The 21,960-nt window shown below is 71.6% G+C and carries 17 protein-coding genes; 7 read left to right on the forward strand and 10 right to left on the reverse strand.

The genetic code is table 11. The features are described 5' to 3' along the window. The first annotated feature begins 67 nt into the window (after positions 1–67). Entirely contained in the window at positions 68–1,702 is a 1,635-nt protein-coding gene (locus AC16DP_RS11665; RefSeq protein WP_329733003.1) for a YifB family Mg chelatase-like AAA ATPase, read from the forward strand. Here the strand turns inward: AC16DP_RS11665 and AC16DP_RS11670 are convergent. After that, positions 1,650–2,990 (reverse strand): NAD(P)/FAD-dependent oxidoreductase, encoded by a 1,341-nt coding sequence (locus AC16DP_RS11670; protein ID WP_329733004.1) that lies wholly within the window; start codon positions 2,988–2,990, stop codon positions 1,650–1,652. The two genes, AC16DP_RS11665 and AC16DP_RS11670, sit on opposite strands and share 53 nt — an antisense overlap. Before the next feature lie 100 nt (positions 2,991–3,090). Between AC16DP_RS11670 and AC16DP_RS11675 the strand changes: the two genes are divergently transcribed. Together AC16DP_RS11675 and recA are read left to right on the forward strand one after the other, a co-directional pair. Beyond that, a complete protein-coding gene (locus tag AC16DP_RS11675; protein ID WP_329733005.1) occupies positions 3,091–3,885 on the forward strand; it encodes a lysophospholipid acyltransferase family protein in 795 nt (264 codons plus the stop codon). Positions 3,886–4,065: 180 nt separating this feature from the next. Then, positions 4,066–5,115: a recombinase RecA gene (recA, locus tag AC16DP_RS11680; RefSeq protein ID WP_329733006.1), complete on the forward strand. Its 1,050-nt coding sequence runs from the start codon at positions 4,066–4,068 to the stop codon at positions 5,113–5,115. A 111-nt stretch (positions 5,116–5,226) separates the two neighbouring features. On the opposite strand, the gene AC16DP_RS11685 is transcribed toward recA, so the two are convergent. From AC16DP_RS11685 to pssA, 4 genes are read right to left on the reverse strand one after another with little or no spacing between them, the layout of a single operon-like run. Then, complete coding sequence (locus AC16DP_RS11685) at positions 5,227–5,751, reverse strand: DUF1285 domain-containing protein (RefSeq protein ID WP_329733007.1); 525 nt, start codon at positions 5,749–5,751, stop codon at positions 5,227–5,229. 52 nt (positions 5,752–5,803) lie between these two features. After that, complete coding sequence (locus AC16DP_RS11690) at positions 5,804–7,276, reverse strand: hypothetical protein (protein WP_329733008.1); 1,473 nt, start codon at positions 7,274–7,276, stop codon at positions 5,804–5,806. Continuing rightward, positions 7,273–8,538, reverse strand: a complete 1,266-nt coding sequence (locus AC16DP_RS11695) for a CinA family nicotinamide mononucleotide deamidase-related protein (protein WP_329733009.1) — start codon at positions 8,536–8,538, stop codon at positions 7,273–7,275. Before AC16DP_RS11695 ends, AC16DP_RS11690 begins: the two co-directional genes overlap by 4 nt. Before the next feature lie 56 nt (positions 8,539–8,594). Beyond that, positions 8,595–9,434 (reverse strand): CDP-diacylglycerol--serine O-phosphatidyltransferase, encoded by an 840-nt coding sequence (gene pssA, locus AC16DP_RS11700; protein ID WP_329733010.1) that lies wholly within the window; start codon positions 9,432–9,434, stop codon positions 8,595–8,597. 102 nt (positions 9,435–9,536) lie between these two features. Between pssA and AC16DP_RS11705 the strand changes: the two genes are divergently transcribed. Continuing rightward, entirely contained in the window at positions 9,537–10,682 is a 1,146-nt protein-coding gene (locus AC16DP_RS11705) for an alpha/beta fold hydrolase (RefSeq protein ID WP_329733011.1), read from the forward strand. Here AC16DP_RS11705 and AC16DP_RS11710 read toward each other — a convergent pair. Further along, positions 10,628–12,070 (reverse strand): right-handed parallel beta-helix repeat-containing protein, encoded by a 1,443-nt coding sequence (locus AC16DP_RS11710; protein ID WP_329733012.1) that lies wholly within the window; start codon positions 12,068–12,070, stop codon positions 10,628–10,630. The genes AC16DP_RS11705 and AC16DP_RS11710 overlap by 55 nt on opposite strands. A 325-nt stretch (positions 12,071–12,395) precedes the next feature. On the opposite strand from AC16DP_RS11710, the gene AC16DP_RS11715 reads away from it, so the two are divergent. Next, a complete protein-coding gene (locus AC16DP_RS11715; protein WP_329733013.1) occupies positions 12,396–12,665 on the forward strand; it encodes an HU family DNA-binding protein in 270 nt (89 codons plus the stop codon). A gap of 30 nt (positions 12,666–12,695) precedes the next feature. Here the strand turns inward: AC16DP_RS11715 and AC16DP_RS11720 are convergent, their stop codons facing one another. Beyond that, positions 12,696–13,730, reverse strand: a complete 1,035-nt coding sequence (locus AC16DP_RS11720; protein ID WP_329733014.1) for a M23 family metallopeptidase — start codon at positions 13,728–13,730, stop codon at positions 12,696–12,698. 195 nt (positions 13,731–13,925) lie between these two features. On the opposite strand from AC16DP_RS11720, the gene nth reads away from it, so the two are divergent. Further along, positions 13,926–14,564, forward strand: coding sequence for an endonuclease III (gene nth / locus AC16DP_RS11725; protein ID WP_414640795.1), 639 nt, complete (start codon positions 13,926–13,928; stop codon positions 14,562–14,564). Here nth and def read toward each other — a convergent pair. Beyond that, entirely contained in the window at positions 14,561–15,082 is a 522-nt protein-coding gene (gene def, locus AC16DP_RS11730; protein WP_329733015.1) for a peptide deformylase, read from the reverse strand. The genes nth and def overlap by 4 nt on opposite strands. A 252-nt stretch (positions 15,083–15,334) precedes the next feature. Between def and AC16DP_RS11735 the strand changes: the two genes are divergently transcribed. Further along, the gene (locus tag AC16DP_RS11735) at positions 15,335–16,060 is read left to right on the forward strand and encodes a hypothetical protein (RefSeq protein ID WP_329733016.1); all 726 of its coding nucleotides are present in this window, start codon (positions 15,335–15,337) and stop codon (positions 16,058–16,060) included. 27 nt (positions 16,061–16,087) lie between these two features. Here the strand turns inward: AC16DP_RS11735 and AC16DP_RS11740 are convergent, their stop codons facing one another. Together AC16DP_RS11740 and priA are read right to left on the reverse strand one after the other, a co-directional pair. Then, positions 16,088–20,566 (reverse strand): hypothetical protein, encoded by a 4,479-nt coding sequence (locus tag AC16DP_RS11740; RefSeq protein WP_329733017.1) that lies wholly within the window; start codon positions 20,564–20,566, stop codon positions 16,088–16,090. A 17-nt stretch (positions 20,567–20,583) separates the two neighbouring features. After that, a partial coding sequence (gene priA, locus AC16DP_RS11745) for a replication restart helicase PriA (RefSeq protein ID WP_483956701.1) occupies positions 20,584–21,960 on the reverse strand: 1,377 nt, incomplete at its 5' end.

Below are 21,960 nucleotides of genomic sequence, written 5' to 3' on the forward strand. Positions count from 1 at the left end.
GCTCCCTCGGAAAGGGGCCGGTACGCGCATTGCTCCCGTGTGGCGGAAACCATTCGGAGGGCGGGACATGCTGGCGCGGGTGAGATCGGGCGCGTTGATGGGAATCGACGCGGTGGTGGTGGAGTGCGAGGTGGATATGGCCCTGGGGTTGCCCTACTTCAACGTGGTGGGGCTCCCGGAGGGAGCGGTGCGCGAGTCCAAGGTGCGCGTCATCTCCGCGCTGAAGAACTGTGGCTTCGAGCTGCCCTCCAAGCGCATCACGGTGAACCTGGCCCCGGCGGACATCCGCAAGGAGGGGGCGGCCTTCGAGCTGCCCATCGCCCTGGGAGTGCTGGGAGCGGCGAAGCTGATGGAGGAGGAGCCCCTGTCGCGCTACCTCTTCGGCGGGGAGCTGTCACTGGACGGGGCGGTGAAGCCCATCAAGGGCGTGCTGCCCCTGGCGGTGGCGGCTCGGAAGGGCGGCTACCAGGGGGTGATGGTGCCAGCGGCCAACGCGGCCGAGGCGGCCCTCGTCGCGGGCATCCACGTGCTGGCCGTCCACCACCTGCGCGAGGCGGTGGACCACCTCACCGGAGAGAAGCCCCTGGCCCCCTTCACGCGCGAGGAAGGCTCCCCTGCCCCGTCCCACGGGCGCCAGGCGCCCCTGGACATGTCCGACGTGCGGGGACAGGCGGACGTCAAGATGGCGCTGGAGCTGGCCGCCGCCGGTGGCCACAACATCCTGATGTGCGGTCCACCGGGCTCGGGCAAGACGATGCTGGCCCGAAGGCTGCCCGGCATCCTCCCCGCGATGACGTTCGACGAAGCGCTGGAGGTGACGAAGATCTACTCGGTGCTCGGACTGCTGGGCGACGAGCAGACGATGATGCGCGAGCGGCCCTTCCGCGCGCCCCACCACACCATCTCCGACGCGGGATTGGTGGGCGGCGGCCCGGCCACCCGGCCCGGAGAGCTGTCCCTGGCACACCACGGGGTGCTCTTCCTCGACGAGCTGCCCGAGTTCCGCAAGAACGTGCTGGAGGTGCTGCGGCAACCGCTGGAGGAAGGCACCATCCACCTGGCACGCGCCGTCCAGCACGTGACCTACCCCTGCCGCGTGATGCTGGTGGCCGCGATGAACCCGTGCCCGTGCGGCTTCTTCAACGTCCCCGGACGCAAGTGCTCGTGCCAGGAGTTCCGCATCCACGACTACCACTCGCGGGTGAGTGGACCATTGATGGACCGCATCGACATCACCCTGCAGACGCGCCCCGTGGAGTACCACCACATCGCCCGGAACGACGGGGAGGAGCCGACGAGCGCGTACTACCGCGAGCGCGTGGAGGCCGCTCGCGACCGGCAACGGTTCCGCTTCCGCGACGAGCCCGGGGTGTACTGCAACGCGCAGATGCCCACCCGGCTGCTGCACCGCTACTGCAAGCTGTCCCAGAAGGCCGGCAGGGACCTGGAGAAGGCCATGACACAGTACGGCCTGTCCGCACGCGCCCATGACCGCATCCTCAAGCTGGCCCTGTCCCGGGCCGACCTCGAAGGGCACGAGCGCATCGAGGACGCGGACGTGCACCTGGCCATCGACTGCCGGCAGATCGACCGGCGGACCTGGCTGCACACCAACACCCTCGGAGGCCCTCCCCCCTGGCAGGGCCCCCTCAACCCACCGCCGCGTCCCGAGCAGGACTCCCTGCTCCCGGACGACTCGTGAGCGGCCCCTCCCCTGCCCGCTCGGGCCGCACCAACTCGGGCAGCGGGCCGGTGATGAGCCGCGCCGAACGCTTGAAGGCGATGAACGAGTACGCCCAGTTGATGAGCACGGCCAGCTTGCTCCGGAAACCGATCAGGAAGAGCACGTGGATGCCCAGCCAGGCCATCCACGCACTGAAGCCCGAGGACTCGAAGCGCCGGAACGCCACTCCCACCGCCTGGCCTCGTCCGATGACCGCGTAGGTGCCTCGGTCCCAGTAGCGGAAGGCCTCCATCGGCTGGCCTCGCAACCGGCGGAGGATGTTGCGCGCGGCATGCTTGCCCTGCTGCATCGCCGCGGGCGCAACACCCGGAATGGGCTGGCCGTCCTGGACGAAGTGCGCCAGGTCGCCAATGACGAACACGTCCTCTCGGCCGGGAAGCGTGAGCTCGGGCGCCACCTTCACGCGGCCCGCCCGGTCCAGCTCCACCCCCAGCGAGCGCGCCACCGGTGAGGCCGCCACGCCCGCGGCCCAGATGATGCTCTTCGCCCGGATGTGCTCCTCGCCGATGAACACGCCCGTCTCGTCGATGTGGGTCACCCGCGTGTCCGTGCGGACCTCCACCCCCAGCTTCTCCAACGAGCGGCGCGCCTTCTGCGAGAGGTGCTCCGGGTAGACGGGCAGCACGCGCGGCAGGCCCTCCAACAACAGGATGCGCGCCTGCGAGGGGTCGATGTTGTGGAAGTCCCGCGCCAACGAGTGACGGGAGATCTCCGCGAGCGCCCCGGCCATCTCCACCCCCGTGGGCCCCGCGCCGATGATGACGAAGGTGAGCAGCTCGCGGCGGCGGACCGGATCCGTCTCGCGCTCGGCCCGCTCGAAGGCCAGCAACACCCGGCGGCGGATCTCCAGCGCGTCGTCGATCGTCTTCAACCCCAGGGCGTGCTTCGCCCACTCGTCATGGCCGAAGTAGGAGTGCGTCGCCCCCGTGGCGATGACGAGGAAGTCGTACGACAGCTCCCCGTCCGCCAGCAGCACCCGCTTGCCCGCCACGTCCACGCCCGTCACCTCGGCGAGCAGCACCGTCGTCTCCCGCCCCAACAGTCCGCGGATGGGCGAGGCGATCTCCCCCGGGCTCAGCGTGGCCGTGGCCACCTGATACAGCAGCGGCTGGAAGAGGTGATGGTTCTGCCGGTCCACCACGGTGACTCGCACCGGGGCGTTGCGCAGCGAACGGGCGGCATACAGACCACCAAAACCACCACCCAGGATGACCACATGGGGAAGCGTGTCGCGTGGGCCTGTCATGTTCAGGATGTTCCTCCCGGTGCGCGGAACTTCAATGCAATCGACGTCCCCGCGTCTACCCCGTACCCGCCTTGGATTGGGCGAGCTAGAAGGCCGGGTGATGAAGCTCCTGTCACCCCTCATCGCACTCTTCCAGGCCGTCTTCCTCGTCCTGTGGCTGGTGTTCTGGATTACCGTGTCCGGGCTGGCGGCGATCCTCACCCTCAACGGAGAGGTGCCGCTGATGATGGCGCGGCGTTTCTGGGCCCCCATTCACTGGCGCATCACCGGCTCGCCCTTGCGCGTGGAGCCCCTGCCCGATGTCGACTGGAGCAAGCCCCACATCTTCCTGATGAATCACCAGTCCGCCTTCGACATCCCCGTGGCGTTCGCGGTGATTCCCGTCAACATCCGCTTCATCGCCAAGCACGTGCTCAAGTGGATTCCCTTCCTCGGCTGGTACATGGCGGGCACGGGGATGATCTTCCTCAACCGCTCCAACCGGCGTGAGGCCATGCGCAGCCTCAAGCTCGCCGGCGAGCGCATCCGCGCCGGCTCCAACATCCTCGCCTTCCCCGAGGGCACCCGTTCCATGGACGGGCGCATCCTCCCCTTCAAGAAGGGCTCCTTCGTGCTGGCCGTGGAGGCCGGCGTGCCCATCATCCCGATCGCCATCGAGGGCACGCGTGGAATGCTCCCGCGCGGCAGCATCCGGCTGCGGCGCCACCCCATCCGCGTGAAGGTGGGCCAGCCCATCAGCACCGCGGGACGCAAGGGACCCCAGCGCGAGGCCCTCATGCACGAGGTGCGGGACATCATCATCCAGCTCCACCGGGACATCGGCGGCGAGGGTGGCGTGCCCCAGGATGCGCTCACGTCCGGCGGCGACGAGAACCTCTCCGAGACACCCGCCTGAGGGGCGTGAACCCCACGGCTCCACCGTGCGGGACACTTCGCGCCAGATGAGACACCTCCGCGTCACGTGCTCAGAGTGAGCAGTGGGCGGCACGGCCGTTGCTCATGCTCCTCGCGGCACGCCCGGGCCATTCCGGCTCCGAGGCGAAGCCCCACTCAACAAGGGCGGCGAGGAGCGACGATGAACAAGCTGACGGAGAAGCTGAAGGCGGTGGCGGCGGCGGTGGCGGCGATCGAGAAGCAGTTCGGCAAGGGCGCGGTGATGCCCCTGGGCGGCGAGGTGCGCGAGCAGCGCGTGGCGGTCATCCCCACGGGCTCGGTGGGACTGGATCGGGCGCTCGGGGTGGGCGGCTACCCGCGCGGGCGCGTGGTGGAGCTGTTCGGCAACGAGTCCTCGGGCAAGACGACGCTCACCCTGCACGCCATCGCGCAGGTGCAGGCGCAGGGCGGCGTGGCGGCCTTCATCGACGCCGAGCACGCGCTGGACGTCAACTACGCGCGCAAGCTCGGCGTGCGCGTGGAGGAGCTGCTCATCTCCCAGCCGGACACCGGTGAGCAGGCGCTGGAGATCACCGAGCAGCTCGTGCGCTCGGGCGCCGTGGACCTCATCGTGGTGGACTCGGTGGCGGCGCTGGTGCCGCGCGCGGAGATCGAGGGCGAGATGGGTGACGCGCACATGGGCGTGCAGGCGCGGCTGATGAGCCAGGCGCTGCGCAAGCTGACGGGCGCGGTGAGCCGCACCGGGTGCTGCATCATCTTCATCAACCAGATCCGCATGAAGATCGGCGTGGTGTTCGGCAACCCGGAGACGACCACGGGCGGCAACGCACTGAAGTTCTACTCCTCGGTGCGCATGGAGATCCGCCGCACGAGCAACCTGAAGGATGGCGAGAGCGTGGTGGGCACGCGGGCCAAGGTGAAGGTGGTGAAGAACAAGGTGGCCCCGCCCTTCCAGGAGACCGAGTTCGATCTGCTCTACGGCGTGGGCATCAACCGCCCGGGCGAGGTGCTCGACCTGGGCGTGCAGGCGGGGCTGGTGGACAAGGCCGGCAGCCACTTCAGCCTGCGCGGGGAGCGCATCGGCCAGGGCCGCGAGCGCGCCTCGGAGTGGCTGCGCGAGCACCCGGAGGCGATGGAGGCGCTCGCCCGCGAGGTGGTGGGGATGAGCCTCCCCGTCCCCGCCCCGAATCCGGCGCCCGCCGAGATGGAAGCGCCCGCGGCGATGGCCTGAGCCAGGAGGGGGCCCGTCGGGGGGGAGGTTCCGGCCGCGATGGGGAGCAACGGGTCCGATGGCCGGACCAGTTGGGACGCCGCGCGGCCGGAAGGCACCCCGTGCCTTCCATCAGCCACCCAGGGACTCGAGCGACACGGGCACCGCGAGACGGCGCTGGCCGGCCTGCAGGTACAGGTGGCCGTCCTCGCCCTGCTCCATCAACTCACCGAGCTGGTATTGGGCGTCCCGGGAGAAGCGCGCCTTCGCCCGGCCACCCTTCACGCGGCAGGTGAGGACACCCTCGGCATCCACGGCGAGGGTGTCTGGAGCGAGCGCCTCGGCGGTGCGATCGCTCAGGCGCACGGACACCCGCTCGTCCGGGGTGACGTCCACGGTGCGCACTTCGTAGGCGGCGTCCTCCACCTGGATGAAACACCAGTCATTGCCAATCTGGAGCTGGTAGCGGCCCTGCTCGTCGAGCACCAACGAGCTGTTGAAGAGCTCGATGATGCGCGGGTGCTCGATGGGCTCGTCGTCGTGCCACCAGCGCAGCCGCGCATCCAGCCGGATGCCGCTGTCCTCGCGGGTGTGCCAGCGCTTGCCCGGGGGCGGCGGCCCCGAGGGAGGAGTGGGTCCTGAGGGCGGTTGTGTCACGTCTCGTTATCTGCTCGCCCCGGGGCGGCCGGTCAAGTCCACGTGCCTGGCCCTACCAGTTCCGGACAAGCTCGGTGTAGCCACGGAAGGCCACCGCACCCCAGAAGTTCACCAGCACGCCGAGCACCACCACGGCCTGCACCGCGCGGTTGCGCAGGGACCAGCCCCCAATGGCGAAGAGCAACAGCAGGTAGGGCGTGTAGTCGATGCTGAACCGGAAGCCGAACTGCATGTACCCGGTGTTCTGGTAGAAGAGCCCGGGCAGCGCCGTCACGGCCACGGTGAGCCACAGCGGCCAGTGCAGGCGCGGCCTCAGCTTCGGCACCACCAGGAAGACGAGCAACGGCAGCGTCAGCAGCAGCGTCAGGCCGTGCGGGTCGTAGCCCAACCGCAGCGGATTGAACGAGACCTTCGGCAGCTTGAAGAAGGCCGCCTCCAGGTTGCGCGACAGGTAGACCGGATCGAACAGGCCCCACCGGTCGATGTCCACGTTGACGCGGTTGTTGTAGAGGAACGCGTGGCCGAACTCGCCCGGGCCGCCGAAGCGGTAGACGTTGTAGGCCGCCGCCAGCAGCGCGAGCGGCGCGGCCCCGAGCGCGAACAGGCCCAGATTGCGCAGCACGGGCTTCCACCGGTCGCCCAGCGTCTTGAGCTGCCCGAGCCGGTCCGGTCCCGGGCACAGCACCTCCAGCACGAAGAAGAGCCCGGAGAACAGCAGCGGCGTGCGGGTGAGCGTGGCCATGGAGAAGAACAGGCCCGCGAGCACCGGGCGGTGCGCCCGCACCGCGTTGCGCACGTAGAGGCACGTGAAGACCACGCCCATCACTTCCGCGCTGAACCACACCTCGCCCCGGATGGCCGCGTAGAAGAAGAGCGTGCCGAAGGCCAATATCAGCGCCAGGCCGATGTTCTCCGTACGGTCCCTCGACGTCTCCCCCTCCTTCGCGAGGAAACGCAGCAGCGAGTAGAAGAGCGCCACCGCCAGCGCCCCGACGATGACCCCGAACGAGGTGTCGTTGAACTGGTAGCCGTGCAGCGCCACGAAGGGCACCATCACCACCGCCGGGAACGACGGGAAGCTCACGTACCAGCGGTCTCCGGGACGCAACCGGCCCTCGCACCGGACCTTCGTCCCCGCCACCTCCCGCACGCACGCCCAGTCCTCCAGGTTGGGCAACACCTCGGGGTCCAGGTCCAGCCGCCCCTCCAACCACGCCTTCGCCTGGTACACGAAGTGCGGCGCCTCGCTCTGCCGCAGGAAACGCTGCGAGCTGAAGCTGGCCAGCACCACGAAGCTCACCAGGAAGAGCACCACCTCCACCCGGTACGCCGAGAGCCAGATCCTCAACGCGGCTCCCGCGACCCCGCCTCGCGCTCCCGTGGACACGGAGGACTCCACGGGCCGCTCGGGAGCCGTGGACTCCGGTGGGGCCGTCCGGGGCTCGCCGGCCGACGCGGCGGACGGCGCGGATTCTGGAGCCTGCGCGGAGGACTGCTTGGGACGCTTGGACTTGGAGCGGCTCATGGGGCGGAAGGCGGGGTCAACAGGCGCTCACGCAGCAGCTCGAGCGCGTAAGAGGCGGCGAACAGACGCACCATGTCCCGATCGCCAGCAATGGAGAAACGCTCGACACGCGTGGGAGCCCCCTCCGCGGCGAGCGCGCAGTAGACGGTGCCCACCGGATCCTCCGGCGTGCCCCCCGTCGGGCCCGCGAAGCCCGTCACCGACAGGCCATACGTCGTCTTGCACGCGGCCCGGATGCCCTCGGCCATGGCCACCGCTACCGGCCTCGACACCGCGCCGTGCGTGGCCAGCAGCTCGGGCGGCACCCCCGCCCAGGCCGTCTTCATCGGCTCGGTGTAGACCACCGCTCCGCCCAGCAGGAAGTTGCTCGCACCGGACACCCCGGTGAGCTGCGCCGCGATGAGGCCTCCCGTGCAGCTCTCCGCGAGCGACAGCGTGGCCTTCGCCTCCGTCAGCAGCTTCGCCAGCACGACGGGATACGAGTCCCCATCCGCGCCGTACACCGCCAGGCCCAGTTCCTGTCGAGCGGCCTTCTCCGCGGCGGCCAATGCGGCGTCGGCCTCGGCCCGCGAGGGCGCCTCCGCCATCAGCTTGAGCTGGTTCTCCGGCGCGTGCGTGCGGAAGCCGAACACCACCCGCGCGTGCGCCGCGGCCAACGGGGCCACGCGCGCGTCCAGCACGGACTCGGGGATGCCCACCGTGCGCAGCAGGCGGAAGGCCCGGTACGTGCGCCCCGGCTGCTTCTCCAGCTCCTCGCGCACGCGCGGCAGCACCTCGCCGTCCACCAGCGCCCGGTACTCGCGCGGCACTCCCGGCAGGAAGAAGAGCCGGCAGCCACCCATCCTCACGATGAACAGGGGCGCGGCCCCCACCGGGTTGGGCACCACCTCCGAGCCCTCGGGCACCAGCGCCATGCGCGCCACGTTGGGCGTCAGCTCCCGGCCCCGCTTCGCGGCTCGCTCGCGCAGGAACTGGAGCGTCCGGGCATCCTCGACCAGCGGCACACCCGCGGCCCCGGCGGCGCACTCGGCGGTGAAGTCATCCGCGGTGGGCCCCAGCCCTCCCGAGACGATGACCACGTCCGCCCGGTGGGCCGACTCTCTCAAGGCCCGGGTGATGTCCTCGCGAACATCCCCCACCAGCACCACCCGCGTCACCTTGATGCCCAGCTCGAAGAGCCGCGCCTCCAGGTACGGGCTGTTGGTATCGGGGGTCAGTCCGGTGACGAGCTCGTCACCGGTGCACAGCAGCTCGACGCGCATGGGCGGCGCATCCTAGCCGCACCCGACGTCCCCGGCACGCGCAGATACGGGCACCGCTACGCCACGTTCCGCTCGTCCTCGTCCTCGTCGTCCAGCTCGTCCTCCTCCTCGAGGACGGCCGCGGCGACGGCGCCCGGCCCCACCTTCCGGGCCACGAGGCGGTTGCGCACCAGGAAGGCGGACTCCACCAGGCCGAAGGCGAGGTAGGCGAACGAATAGGCCACCAGCACGTAGGCCGGGTGGAAGCGGGTGCCGATGACCACGCCACTGGCGAGCACCAGCATCAGGACGATGGCCGAACGGCGCGACAGCCGCAGGTCCTTGAAGGTCCGGTAGCGAACGGTGGACACCATCAGCAGCGCGAGCAGCGTCGCCGCCACCGCCACGGGGCCCCGGGCCGAGTCCTCGAGCCCCTCACCCGCCGTGGCGGAATGGTGGGCGAGGATCATCGACACGAGCACGCCCGCGGCCAGCGGAATGGGCAGGCCGACGAAGAAGCTCCCGCCACCGCCCTGGGGGCTGCGCATGGCGAGCACGTTGAAGCGCGCGAGCCGCAGCGCCCCACACGCCGCGAAGGCGAAGGAGAGGAACAGGCCGAGGAAGCCCAGGGGCTCGAGTGCCCACTTGTAGACCAACAGGGCGGGCGCGGCCCCGAACGAGATGACGTCCGCCAGGCTGTCGAGCTGCATTCCGAAGTCGCTCTGCGTCTTCGTCAGGCGGGCGACCCGGCCGTCGAACCCGTCGAAGAACATGGCGAAGAGGATGGACAGGGCCGCCTGATTGAACTGCGCCGGGCCCGGCTGCCCCGCGCAGAGAATCATGGCGTAGAAACCACAGAGGATGGAGGAGACCGTGAACAGGTTGGGCAGGACGAACATCAACTTGTGGGGTCTCATCGTTCTCCTGACTCCATGTGTCGGCCACTGGCCGTTCCAGTGAAAGCCGGGGGAGAACGAATCATACCAGGGTTTTATTTGCCCGGTCTTCGCGGAGGGCCGATGGACGCGGTGCGTTGGACATCCTGGGTGCTGCTCGCCGTACTCATCCTGTTGGGTATCAACGGTCTCTGGGTGCTCGCCGTGCGCTGGTGGTACCGGCTGCGCACCCCCGCGCCCGAGCGGCTGAAGGTCCGCTGCCAGGATGGTTGGGAATTGACCGTGCACGTGCGGCGCGCCGCGCACCGGCGCTTCGAGGAGCCCGTGCTGCTGTGCCACGGGCTCGCCGCCAACCGGTGCACCTTCGACTTCGAGCCGCCCTACTCCCTGGCCCACGCCCTGTCCGAGGCCGGCTTCGACTGCTTCAGCGTGGAGTGGCGCGGCATCGGCCACTCGCGGCCCTCGCCCCGCGGCCGCCGCTGGTCCGAGGTCACGGTGGACGACATCGTCGCCCAGGACGCGCCCGCGCTCATCGAGCTGGCACTCGCCCAGACGGGGGCCCGGCGCGCCCTCTGGGTGGGCCACTCGCTGGGAGGGCTCGTGGGCTACGCGGTGGCGCAGGGCCCCACGGGCGAGAAGCTCGCGGGACTGCTCACCCTGGGCTCGCCGGTCTTCTTCCCGCCGGATCCCCTCATCCGCCGGCTCATCCGCGTGGGCAACCGGGCCGCGTGGCCCCGCGGCTTGCGCAACGAGTGGCTGAGCCGCTCGCTGGCGCCCTTCCTCGGCTACGTCACCCTGCCCATGTCCGACGTCATCATCAACCCGCGGCACATCCTCCCGCCCACCCAGCGCAAGGTCTACGCGAACATGATGGCGTCGATGAGCCGCAACGTGCTGCGGCAGTTCCAGGATTGGATCGACCACGACGCCTTCCGCTCCTTCGATGGGAGCGTGGACTGGCGCGCGGGGCTCGCCAAGCTCTCGCTGCCGGTGATGGTGATGGGAGGGAGCATGGACCGGCTCGCCTCGCCCAAGAACCTGCGCGCCCAGTTCGAGCTGGTCGGCTCACCGGACAAGAAGCTCCACGTCTTCGGCTGCGAGCGCGGCGACAAGATGAACTACGGGCATGGAGATCTGCTCTTCGGCACGGGCGCCCCGCTCGAGGTCCACCCGGAGATCCGCGGCTGGCTGGTGGCCCACGCCACGCCCCTGCGTCAGGGAGAGACGCTCGCCACACAGGCCAGCGCGGGGACCGTCTCCCTGCCCTGACCCGTCACGCGGCCCAGCGTCACCCCGGTGGCGCCCTCACAATCCGCCACCACGAGCCCCGCGGCGTTGTCCCTCGCCGTGAGCGCGTCCACCCGCAGCACCCCGTCCACCATGGCGACCAGCGCGGGCCCTCGGGAGCCGCGCACCTCCACGCCCACGGCCGTCACCTCGCCCAGCGTCTCCGCCCACACCCCGGCCTCCCGGCAGGACTCCAGCGAGGCCTCGCGCAGCACCACCTGGGAGCCCTGCGCCGCCAGCACACCCACGCCCGCGGCGTCGCGCACCACGAGCCCCTCCACCTCCACCCGGATGTCGCGCAGGTGCAGCCCGTCCCCCGCCTCCCCGTCCCGCGTCGTCAGGCGGGTGAGGACCGCCCGCTCCAGCCGGAGCCTCCCGCGCGTGGCCATGACGCCGTACTCCTCCGCCCCATCCACCCGGAGGCCGCGCAGCACCGTCTCCGAGGCCACCAGCGACACCCCGCCGTAGGCACCACTGCCCAGCACCACCGTGTCCTCCAGCTCCGCCTGGGAGCCCACGAGCGCCACGCCCGCCCGCACCGCCCGCACCGAGGTGAAGCCCCACCCCTCCAGCGTGGCCTTCATGGACTGGAGGCCGAACTCGTGGCCCGTGACGGTGACGTCCTCGAGCCGCAGCGTGCCCCGCTGGACGAAGAGCCCCACCTCGCGCCCTCCCTCCACCGACACGTGCCGCAGCCGCACCCGCCCCGCCTCCTGGTAGAGCGCCGTCTGGGGCCCCCGGAAGCGCACGGACTCCAGCTCCGCCTCCGCGCTCCGCGCCTCCACGCCCCGCCGGTAGGAGCCCGTGAACGTGGCCCCCCGCATCTCCGCGCGCGAGCCCGCCCCCAGCAGCACCCCCACCGCTCCCGTCCCCTCCGCCTCGAAGCCGCCTCCCTCCACCGTGAGCTGCCCCGACTCCATCCGCACCGCTCCCTGCCCCTGCCCCCGGAAGCGCACCCCCTCCAGCCGCACCACCCCTGACGCTTCCAGGCCCCAGGTTCCGCCCTCGACCACCAGGTCCTTCAAGCGGACCCCTCCCGGCGCCCGGATCACCGGCTCCGTCCCCGGCCCGTGCAGCACCGGGTCCGCTCCCGCCCCCACCAGCTCCCACCCGGCCGGCAGGACGAACGGGCCCACGTAGCGCCCTGGCGCCAGGTGCACCCGGACCGGAGCACCCCCTCCCGGCACCCGAGCCAGCACCTCGGACAGGGAGGTGAAGGGCCGCGCCCGCGAACCGTCCCCGGCCCCGCCGCGGGCCCCGTCGACCCACACCTCGGAGGGTCCGGCCGGCGAGACGGGGGCGATCACCCGGTCGGTGGCACAGCAGGCCGGAAACGTCAGGAAGAGGATCATCAGCAGGCGGCGGAGCATTCGATCGCACACACTATTACCTGCCGGCCTTTCGTGCCCCTCGGGATCAGCGGACGCCACGCAAATGATCGAAATGACAAAGAAAAACCCTCTCAATCGATCACATCCACACCTCGCGGGTCATGAGACCCACGGCGCGCGTCTCCGAGGAGCGCGGAACGTGCTTCTCCTCTCTAGAGGAGCCCGGTGAACCGTCAAATTCCTCGCGGATCGCGCGCAGGCCGATCTACCGGCCTCGCAATGGTTGCCAGCATTGACAGACAAAAGAGCGATTTGTTACCAACCTCGGACTTTCGAATTTCAACGCTGACGGAGGAGAGCGCGGATGACCAAGGCAGAGCTCGTGGAGGCGGTGGCGGCGCAGTCGCGGCTGACGAAGAAGTCGGCGGCCGAGATTCTCGACATCGTCTTCGCCAACATCGGCAAGGCGGTGAAGAAGGACCAGCGCTTCAGCTACCCCGGGTTCGGCACCTGGTCGGTCCGCACTCGCAAGGCGCGGAAGATCCGCAACCCGCAGACCAACGAGATGATGAAGCTCAAGGCCTCGAAGACGATCGGCTTCCGGCCCGCCAAGGAGCTGAAGAACTCGCTGTAGTCCGCCGGAGCCCGCGCGCGCGCTCCGACCTCACCGGGGGCGTCGTCCGATCGGACGGCGTCCTTCGCGTTGGGAGACCCCGGCCGGCACCGGCTCGCGCTGAACGAACGAGGGCTCCTCACCGGACTCCGTGGGGCCCAGCTCGTCGAGCGGATCCACCGGCTCCCCGCCCCGCCACAGCTCGAAGTGCAGGTGCACGCCGGTGGCCAGGCCCGTCTTGCCGGCCGCGCCCACCACGTCCCCCTCCTCGAGCACCTCGCCGGGCGTCACCAGCACCCGCGACAGGTGGCTGTACCGGGTGGTGATGTTCCCGTCGTGCTGGAGGATGACCTGGTTGCCGTGCGAGCCGTTCCACCCCGCCCGCACCACCACGCCCTTGGCCGCCGCCGAGACGAGCTGGCCCCGCTTCGCCGCGAGGTCCAGGCCCAGATGATCCCTCTCCTCGCCCGTGATGGGGTGCACCCGGTTGCCGAAGACGCTGGTGATGACGACCGGGTCCACCGGCCAGATGAACCGGGCGGGCTTCTTCGAGGGCTTGAGCTGCAGCAGGCGCAGCTCGGCCATGCGCACCGCGAGCTGGTCCATCCGGGCGAGCACCGCGTCGGCCAGGTCCGCGGGCATGTCCCCGTAGGTGCGCGCGTCCTCCTCCAGCTCGGCCTCCAGCGTCACCCGGGCGCGCACCACGTCCAGCGAGGACGTCTTGCGCGCGGACTGGCTCAGGAAGGCGTCCAGGGTGGTGTTCATCTCCCGCCAGTTGAGCACCTGGGCGTCCGGCATGGGGCTGCCCCGCTGCACCTGCGAGCGCGTGGCGCGCGCCTGCGTGGCGAAGGTGGCCAGGGCGTCCCGCAGCTCCTGGGACACCGGGGCATCCACCCGCGAGCCCTTCCGCCTCGCCTGGGGCATGCGCTGGGACGTCCCCCCCGGGGACACGGCCTCCGCGCCCGCGTCCACCCGCGAGGACCCGGTGTCCTGGGAGTACAGCTCGGCGAAGCTCATCTTCTGCCGCGCGCGAGGAGCGGCACACGCCGACAGGAGGAGCAGCAGGAGGGCGGCAAGACGACGCAAGGCACCGCCAGTCTACCAACCTCCCGGGAATCGGCCAGCCATCGTCCGGAAGTCCTGGCCGGGCGTCTCACCGGAGGCACTCCCGGTATGGGCTCCAGCCCCGGGAGGTCGGATGAGCTGTCCTGTGAGGTAGTGGAAACCGCTTTACGTCCGAGGTCGGTTTTGTCATAGAGCATCCCCGTGTCGCGCGAGTCGATGGAGTCGAAGCGGAAGCGGGCGGTGGACGTCCTGGACCGGCTGGAAGAGGCCATGCCGGACGTGCGCATCGAGCTGGACTATCGCAACCCCATGGAGCTGCTGGTGGCGGTCATCCTCTCCGCCCAGTGCACGGACAAGCGGGTGAACAGGGTCACCCCCGCGCTCTTCCAGCGCTTCCCGGATGTGTACTCGTACGCCCGGGCCACCGCGGAGGAGGTGGAGCCCTACATCCAGACGTGCGGCCTGTACCGCGCCAAGGCGAAGAACATCATCGCCGCCGCTCAGGCCCTGGTGGACGAGCATGGGGGCGAGGTGCCCCGCTCGCGCGCCCTGCTCGAGGAGCTGCCGGGCGTGGGCCGCAAGACGGCGGGCGTGGTGTGCATCCACCTCGGCGGCGACGATGCCTTCCCCGTGGACACGCACGTGAAGCGGCTCGCCTACAGGCTGGGCTTCTCCCGCCACGAGGACCCGGACAAGGTGGAGCTGGACATGCAGGCGCTGCTGCCGCCGGAGCGGTGGGCCAAGGGCCACCAGCTCCTGGTCTGGCACGGGCGGAGGACCTGCCTGGCCCGGGCGCCCGCGTGCGAGCGCTGCCCGGTGGCCCACCTCTGCCCGAAGAAGGGCGTACGGACCTAGGCCGTCGGCCGGTCCTCGCGAGACGACTTCACGCGCTTCATCCGCTTGCGGATGAGCTCGCGCTTGAGCGTGGAGACGTGGTCCACGAAGACGGTGCCGTTGAGGTGGTCCGTCTCGTGCTGCACCGCGATGGCCAGCAGCCCGTCACACGTCAGCGTCTGCTCGCGCCCCTCGGGGTCCAGGTACTTCACCGTCACCACCGCCGCGCGGTCCACGTCCTCGGCCTCGCCGGGGATGGAGAGGCACCCCTCGGTGTAGGTCGTCTTCCCCTCCAGCGCGATGAGCTCCGGGTTGATCATCGCCAGCGGCTGGGACTCGGGCTGGCGCGGCCGGGTGTCCAGGACGATGACCCGCTGCAGGATGCCCACCTGCGGCGCGGCGAGCCCCACGCCATCGGCGGCGTACATGGTCTCGAACATGTCCTGGACCAGGGTGCGGATGGAGTCGTCCACCCGGGCCACCGGCCTGGCTTTCTGCTTCAGGAGGGGGTCGGGCCAGATGAGGATTTCGCGAACCATGGCGCCCCTCTTAACTCCCTGAAAGCGGCCGGGCAACCGGCCCGCGGGGCCCGTCCGCCCGCTCCGTCACCCGGATGGCGGTACGCCCCTGCCCGCTCTTTCTTCTACCCAGGCTTCAGTTTTCCAGTAGAGTGGTTTTCACGGGGAGTGCGTGACAGGAAAACCATCGGGCGGCTTTCCACCGGGCGAGCGGCGAGGCACACTGGGTTCAATTCGGTATTCCCCGGTAGACCGGTTCAGGAGGGATTCGCCGTGCTCCGGAAGATCGCGCTGCTGTCGACCCTGGTGCTGTGCGCTTGCGAGCCCTACGCCTCGCCCGCTCCGAACATCGTCTCCATCGAGCCCGAGGAGGTGGTGAGCGGTGAGGCGGCGACGATCGCCATCCAGCTCGATACCCCACTGCCGGTGAAGGTGGACTACGGCGCGCGGACGGCCACCGTGGTGATGCCGACCTTGCGGATTGGCGGGCAGACGGTCATCCCCACCTACGAGGAGCAGGAGGGGACGCTGCTGGCCCACCTGCCCGGAAGCCTGTCCGCCGGGCTCCAGGACGTCCAGCTGGAGTTGGAGGACGGCAGCGGCTCCATCCGCGAGCAGGGTCTGAAGGTGCTCCCGCTGCCCCCGGAGATGGAGCCCCGGACCGCGGACGGCTCGACGGACCCTGGCACCGAGCCAGGCGGGGGCAGGTCCCTGCGCGTCACGGACGTGCGCATCGAGCCCATCCCGGATCAGATCCGCGGCGTCCCGTTCTCCATCACCCTGCGGGTCGAGGGCCCCGAGGCCGCCCTCTTCGAGGGCCAGGTGCAGCTGTCCACCAACAAGGGGCGCATCAGCCCGAACCTGAGCAGACCCTTCAGCAAGGGCCTGCGGCTGGAGCAGGTCGTCCTCGACAAGCCGGGCAACAACGTGGTGCTCACCGTGCGCGTCGGCGCCACCCTCGTGGCCCAGTCCAATCCCTTCAAGGTCTCGCCCAAATAGGACGGGCCGGCGGCACGCGGCCGCCGCTCAGTCCAGCAGGCTGCGGGCGTACTCCTCGCGCAGCCGATCGTCCGCGAGCGCCCGCGCCGCCTCGGCCAGCGCGGTGGAGATCTGCTGGGCCCGGTGCTGGAGCGCGGGATCCGGATGCCCCGCGAAGCGCAGCGGGTGGAACTCGGTGGTGAGCAGCTCGTAGGCGCGCTTCACCTCCTCGCTGCCCGCCGAGCGTGAGAGCCCGAGCACGGTGAAGTAGTCCGCCTCCTGGATCTCCTCGAACTTGGATTCCAGCCGGCGCACGTCCAGCTCGCCCGGTGCGTCCTGCTCGGAGTCCGAGGGCTGGGAGGCGGGACGCAGGGTGATGAGACCCAGGGCCCGTGCCACCGCGAGCGCCTTGAGCGCGGTGTCCTGCGGCATGCCCGCGCCCAGCAGCAGCTGCTCGAGCGTCTGCTCTCCGTCGATGTCCTCGAGCAGCCGCAGCTCGCGCGAGGAGAGCCCGAAGGCCTCCGGGGCGGGCTCGGGCTCGCCGCGGACGACCACGGCGCGCAGCCCCCCGGCCGCCTCCACGAGCGAATCGCTGGAGACCCCGTTGCGCAGGGACTCGGCCAGCAGGTGCAGCAACGGCCGGGTGGAGGCGGCGAGCGCCACCTCGTGCGGAGGCAGCTCCTCGGTGAGCCGGTACAGCGACGAGGGCTCGGAGAGCGCATCCAGGGCCACCTGCTCGGTGTAGCGCTGCACCAGCGGGACGAGCTCGTTCTCGCGCAGGTAGCCGCGGCTGCGCATGGCGTCGAGCATCGGCCCCGTGGCGGCACTGCGCACCAGGCGCAGCTCGTTCTCCTGGCGTGCGTCGATGAGCCCATCCGCCCGCGCCCGGTCGACGAGCGACTCGTCCGGCGCAGAGGACACCGCGCCCACCAGCGCTCCATCCTTCAACCAGAGGATGCGCAGGGCTCCCGCCACCTTGAGCTCGAGGCGGATCTGCGCGCGCGCCTCCTGGAGCCGGGTGACGAGCCGCGCGAGCCCCTCCGGGTTGACGCCGCCGGAGCGGGGAATGTCCACCTCGAACCGGCCCGGCACCTGGATGGAGACGATCGCCGCGCGGGCCCGGGCCGCCAGCTCCTCGGCCTCGGCGCGCACCCGGGCGACCGTCTGCTCGGCCTCGCGCAACGCCTTCTGCTCGGCCTCGCGGTGGGCCTGCTCGGCACGCGCCAGCCGCTCGGCCGTCTCCGCCTGGGCCTGGGCCCGCGTCGCCTCGAGCCGCTCCACCTCGTGGGCGAGGAACTCGCGCTCCTCCCGCTCCTGGGCCAGCGTCTGCGTGAGCCGCTCCGCCTCCGCCCGCGCCTCGCGGACCCGCGCCGCGTGCTGGGCCACCGTCTCCTCGAGGCCGGACAGCCGCGACTCCAGCTCCGCGCGCACGCGCGCCAGCTCCTCGCGCGCCTGGGACTCGGCCTCGGCACGGGCTTCCGATTCGGTGCGGGCCCGCTCCGCCTCCCCGGCACGCTCCTCCGCCTCCGCGCGGGCCTGCTTCTCCTCCGCCGCCTTCGCCTGCGCGGCGGCACGCGCCTTCTCCGCGCGCTCGGCACGGGCCTCCGCCTCGGCGCGCTGCCGCTCCGCCGTCTCGGCCCGCGTCTCCGCTTCCGCCCGCGCCCGCTCCTGCTCCCCGGCGTACCCGTCCGACGTGCTCCGCGCCTTCTCCGCGCGCTCGACACGGGCCGCCAGCTCGGCCCGCTGCCGCTCCGCCGTCTCGGCCCGCGCCTCCGCGTCCGCCCGCGCCCGCTCCTGCTCCTCGGCCCGCGCGAGCGCCTCGGCACGCTCCTGCTCCGCCTTGACGGCTCGCGCCTCCGCCCGCGCCCGGGCCTTCTCCATCGCCTCGGCGCCCAGCTCCGCCTTGGCCCGGACACGCGACTCCGCCTCGGCCTTCGCCTCCGCTTCGGACCGAGCCTTCTCCGCCGCCTCGGCCCGTGCTTCCGCCTCGGCGCGGGCCTTCATCTCCGACTGCACGCGCGCATCCGCGCTGGTGCGCGCACGGGCCTCCACCTCGGCCCTCGCCTTCTTCTCGGCGGTGACTCGCGCCTCCGCCTCGGCCAGCGCCTTCTCCGCGTCGGCGAGCCGCTCCTCGGCCGCCACCCGCGCCCGCGACTCGGCCGCCAGGCTGGACTCGGCCTGCGTACGGGCCTGGAACTCCGCCTCGGCCCTCGCCTCCGCTTCCGCCCGGGCCTTCGCCTCCTTCTCCCCGCGCGCCGTCACCTCCTTGCGCGCCCTCGCCTCCCCGTGCGCCCGCGCCTCCCACTGCTCGCGGGACTTCGTCTCCGCCTGGGCCCGTGCCTCCACCTCCGCCCGCGCCGCCTTCTCCGCCTCGAGCCGCGCTTCCACCCGCGCCCGGGCCTCCGCCTCGGACGTGGCGCGCTGCTCCGCCTCGGCCCGCAGCCGCTCCCGCGCCTCGGCCTTCTCCCGCCACTCGGCGGCCTGCTGCTCGAGGGCCTCGAGTCGCTGGCCCAACTGGGAGAGCTGCTCCTCCCGCCGCGGCCCCAGCTCCGCCTCCCGCGCCCGCGCCGCCTCCAGCTGCCGCTCCACCTCGGCACGCAGCGAGGCCTCCTGGCCCCGCTCCTCCGCCAGCGCCGTGAGCCGCGTCCGCTGCGCCTCGGCCTCGCGCCGCAGCGACTCCTCCCGCGCCCCCGCCTCCTGCTTCAGCCGCTCCACCTCGGCACGCAGCGAGGCCTCGCTCTCGCGCGCCGCCGCCACCTCCCGCTCCAGCGACTCCCGCCGCGCGTCCGGCACCTCCGGCCGCGTCTCCAGCGAGGCACGCAGCCGGGCCACCTCCGCCTCGAGCTCCGTGCTCCGCTGCTCCGCCTCGCGCCGGCACGCCACCGCGCCATCCCGCTCGGACAGCACCTGGGAGATCCGGCGCTCCGCCTTCATCAGGCGCACTTCCAGCACCGCCACCGCGTCATCCGCCGGCAGCGACGTCACATCCGGCGCATCCGCCGCCCCGGGCACCGGCCGCAGCGGGAACTTCGACGTGGTCTCCAGCGACTTCTTCTTCGCCGGCGCGCCTTCCTCCCCGTCCTCCCGCGCCTCTTCCGGTGCCGCCTCCGCTACCGGCTCGGCCTTCGCGGGCTCGGCCTTCACCTCTTCGGCTCGCACCGGCTCGGCCTTCACCGGCTCGGCCTTCACCGGCTCGGCCCGAGGCGCCCCGGCGGGCTCGGAGTCGAACCAGTCCGCGCCCACGCTCTCCTGGTGCGGCTCCTCCCACCCCTCGGGCGCGTCGCCCTCGGACGGCAGCGGCGCATCCTCTGGCACCGGCTCCAGGTCCGAGCCATCCAGGGGCCGCACGGACATGGGCGTCTTCGGGACGTCGAAGAACCCCTCCTCCCCGAGTTGCGGCCCCGCCTTCTTGTGCGGCTCGGCGGAAGGAGCCGCCTCCGGCGCACCCGACGCCGCCCGCTCGCGCGCCAGCGCCGCTTCGATCTCCTGCTGGGCGAGGCGCTCGGCTTCCGCGCGGGCCTCCGCCTCCACGTCCACGACCTTCACCGCCGGCAGCGGAGGCAGCGGAGGCAGCGAGGCCAGGGGCACCACCGGCTCCGGCACCGTCCCCGACACGGGCCCGAGCTCCACGGGAGTCGGGGCCGTGATGATGGGAATCGCCGAGCCCATCGCGGGCGTCCGCGCGAAGAGCCCCGCCGGGGAGGACTCGGGCAGCGAGGAGTCCTCCTGCTTCATCCGGCGCCGGGCGGCGGCCTCGCGGCGCACCTCCTCCTCCATGCGCCGCATCTCGTCCTCGTCGGGGCCCGGACGCGCCTGCACCGGCACCTGGACCGACCCGGCCACCGCCTGCTCCGTCGCGCCGAAGAGGGACTCCGCCTCACCGCCAGGATCCGGCTCGGACCCCCCCGGGACCTTCGGAGCCGGGGCCTCCACCCCGGGCGCGAGCGCTGGCACCGTGGCCACCGCCTGCTCCGTCTGCGAGAAGAGATCCTCGGCATCGAGCGAGGACTGGGACGGCCGAGGCTCGTCCGCCTTCGGCAGGTCATCGAAGAGCGCGTGCTCCAGCGCCGCGTTGCGGCCGGAGCCGGCGGACCTGTGGACGAGTCCCGGGGGCCCGGACTGCGCGGGAGCGGGGGCCTCCGGCTCCACGTCGTCCTTCACCGCGAACCAGGCCTCCGGGCCCGCGGGCGAGGCGATGACCGTGGCCACCTGCGCCACGAAGCCGGAGCCATCCAGGGGCAGGGGCGCCACCGGGGCGGCACTGCCGGGCACGGACTCGCCGAGCAGCAGCACGCGGGCGAGCCGCATGTCCGGGTGCTGGCCGAGCTCGTCCAGGACGAGGTGGCCCCGCCCCCCCTCCATGCCGGGCGCGAGAATCATGAGCGTGGGCAGGTGGTGGCCAAAGGCAATGAGGGCATCCGCCACCGAGGTAGCGAGAATGACCTCATGGCCCTCGCGTGCGAGCAGACGCCGCACGGTGGCGATGGTGGCGATGTCGTCGTGGACGAGGAGGACCGATTCGGCCATTGGAATCGCGGGCGAGTCTACAGCATGGCCGCCGGATCCACGTCGATCGTGACACGCACGGCGGAGGGAATGTCGACCAGCTTCGCCTCCAGGCGGGCGAGCAGCGGGGCGAGGGCCGCGTGGGTGGGGGCCTTGAGGAGCAACTGCCACCGGGTGCGGCCCCGAATCCGGGCTATGGGCGCCACGGCGGGCCCCAGCAGGCGCACCCCCCACGAGGCCGGGGGCATCTGCCGGGAGAGGAAGTCCCCGAGCTGCCGGGCCACGCTGGCCGTCTGCTCGGCGCTCTCGCCCTCGAGCCGCACCGCCGCCATGCGGGTGTAGGGCGGCCAGGCGAGCACCTTGCGCCGCTCCAGCTCCCGCTGGGCGAAGCCGTCGAAGTCATGCACGAGCATGCGCTTCACCGGGTCCGCCTCGGGGTTGTAGGTCTGCACGAGCACCCGCCCCGGGTCCTTCCCGCGCCCGGCCCGCCCCGCCACCTGGGTGAGGAGGTGGAAGGTGCGCTCGGCCGCGCGGAAGTCCGGGATGGCCAGCGAGGTGTCCGCCATCACCACGCACACCAGCGTCACCCCGGGGAAGTCGTGCCCCTTGGCCACCATCTGCGTGCCCACCAGCACGTCGATCTCCCGGCGCGCGAAGGACGCGAGCATCTCCGTGAGACGCTCGGCGCTGGTGGCCGAGTCCCGGTCCAGCCGCGCCACGCGCGCCTGGGGAATCCGCTCGGCGACCTCCGCCTCCACGCGCTCGGTGCCGATGCCCATCTTGAGCAGCGGCCCGGTGCACTCGCGGCAGTGGTCCGGCAACGGGTGGGCCACGCCACAGTAGTGACACACCACCCGGTTCTGCGAGCGGTGGTAGGTGAGGCACACGTCGCACTCGGAGCACTTCACCGAGGTGCCGCACACCTCGCAGAGGAGGAAGGTGCTGTGGCCGCGGCGGTTGAGGAAGAGGATGACCTGCTGGCCCTTGGCGATCGTCTCCGCCATGGCGTCGAGCAGCGGCGCCGAGAGGATGGGCGCCTCCTCCTGCACGAGCGGCTCGCGGGGACGCTCCTGGCGCAGGTCCACCAGACTGATGGAGGGCATGGGCCGGTCATCCACGCGGTTCTCGAGCACGAGCTTGCGGTAGCGGCCGCGGCGGGTGTTCTCCAGCGTCTCCAGCGAGGGCGTGGCCGAGCCGAGCACCACCACCGCCCCGGCCTGCTTGGCGCGCACCACGGCGAGGTCGCGCGCCTGGTAGCGCAGCTTGTCCTCCTGCTTGAAGGAGGGATCGTGCTCCTCGTCCACCACCACGAGGCCGAGGTTCTCCACGGGAGCGAACACCGCCGAGCGCACCCCGACGGCGATGCGCACCGTGCCCTTGCGCAGGGCCTGCCAGTGGAAGAGGCGCTCGCGGTC

This window comes from Archangium sp. (genome assembly GCF_057119385.1).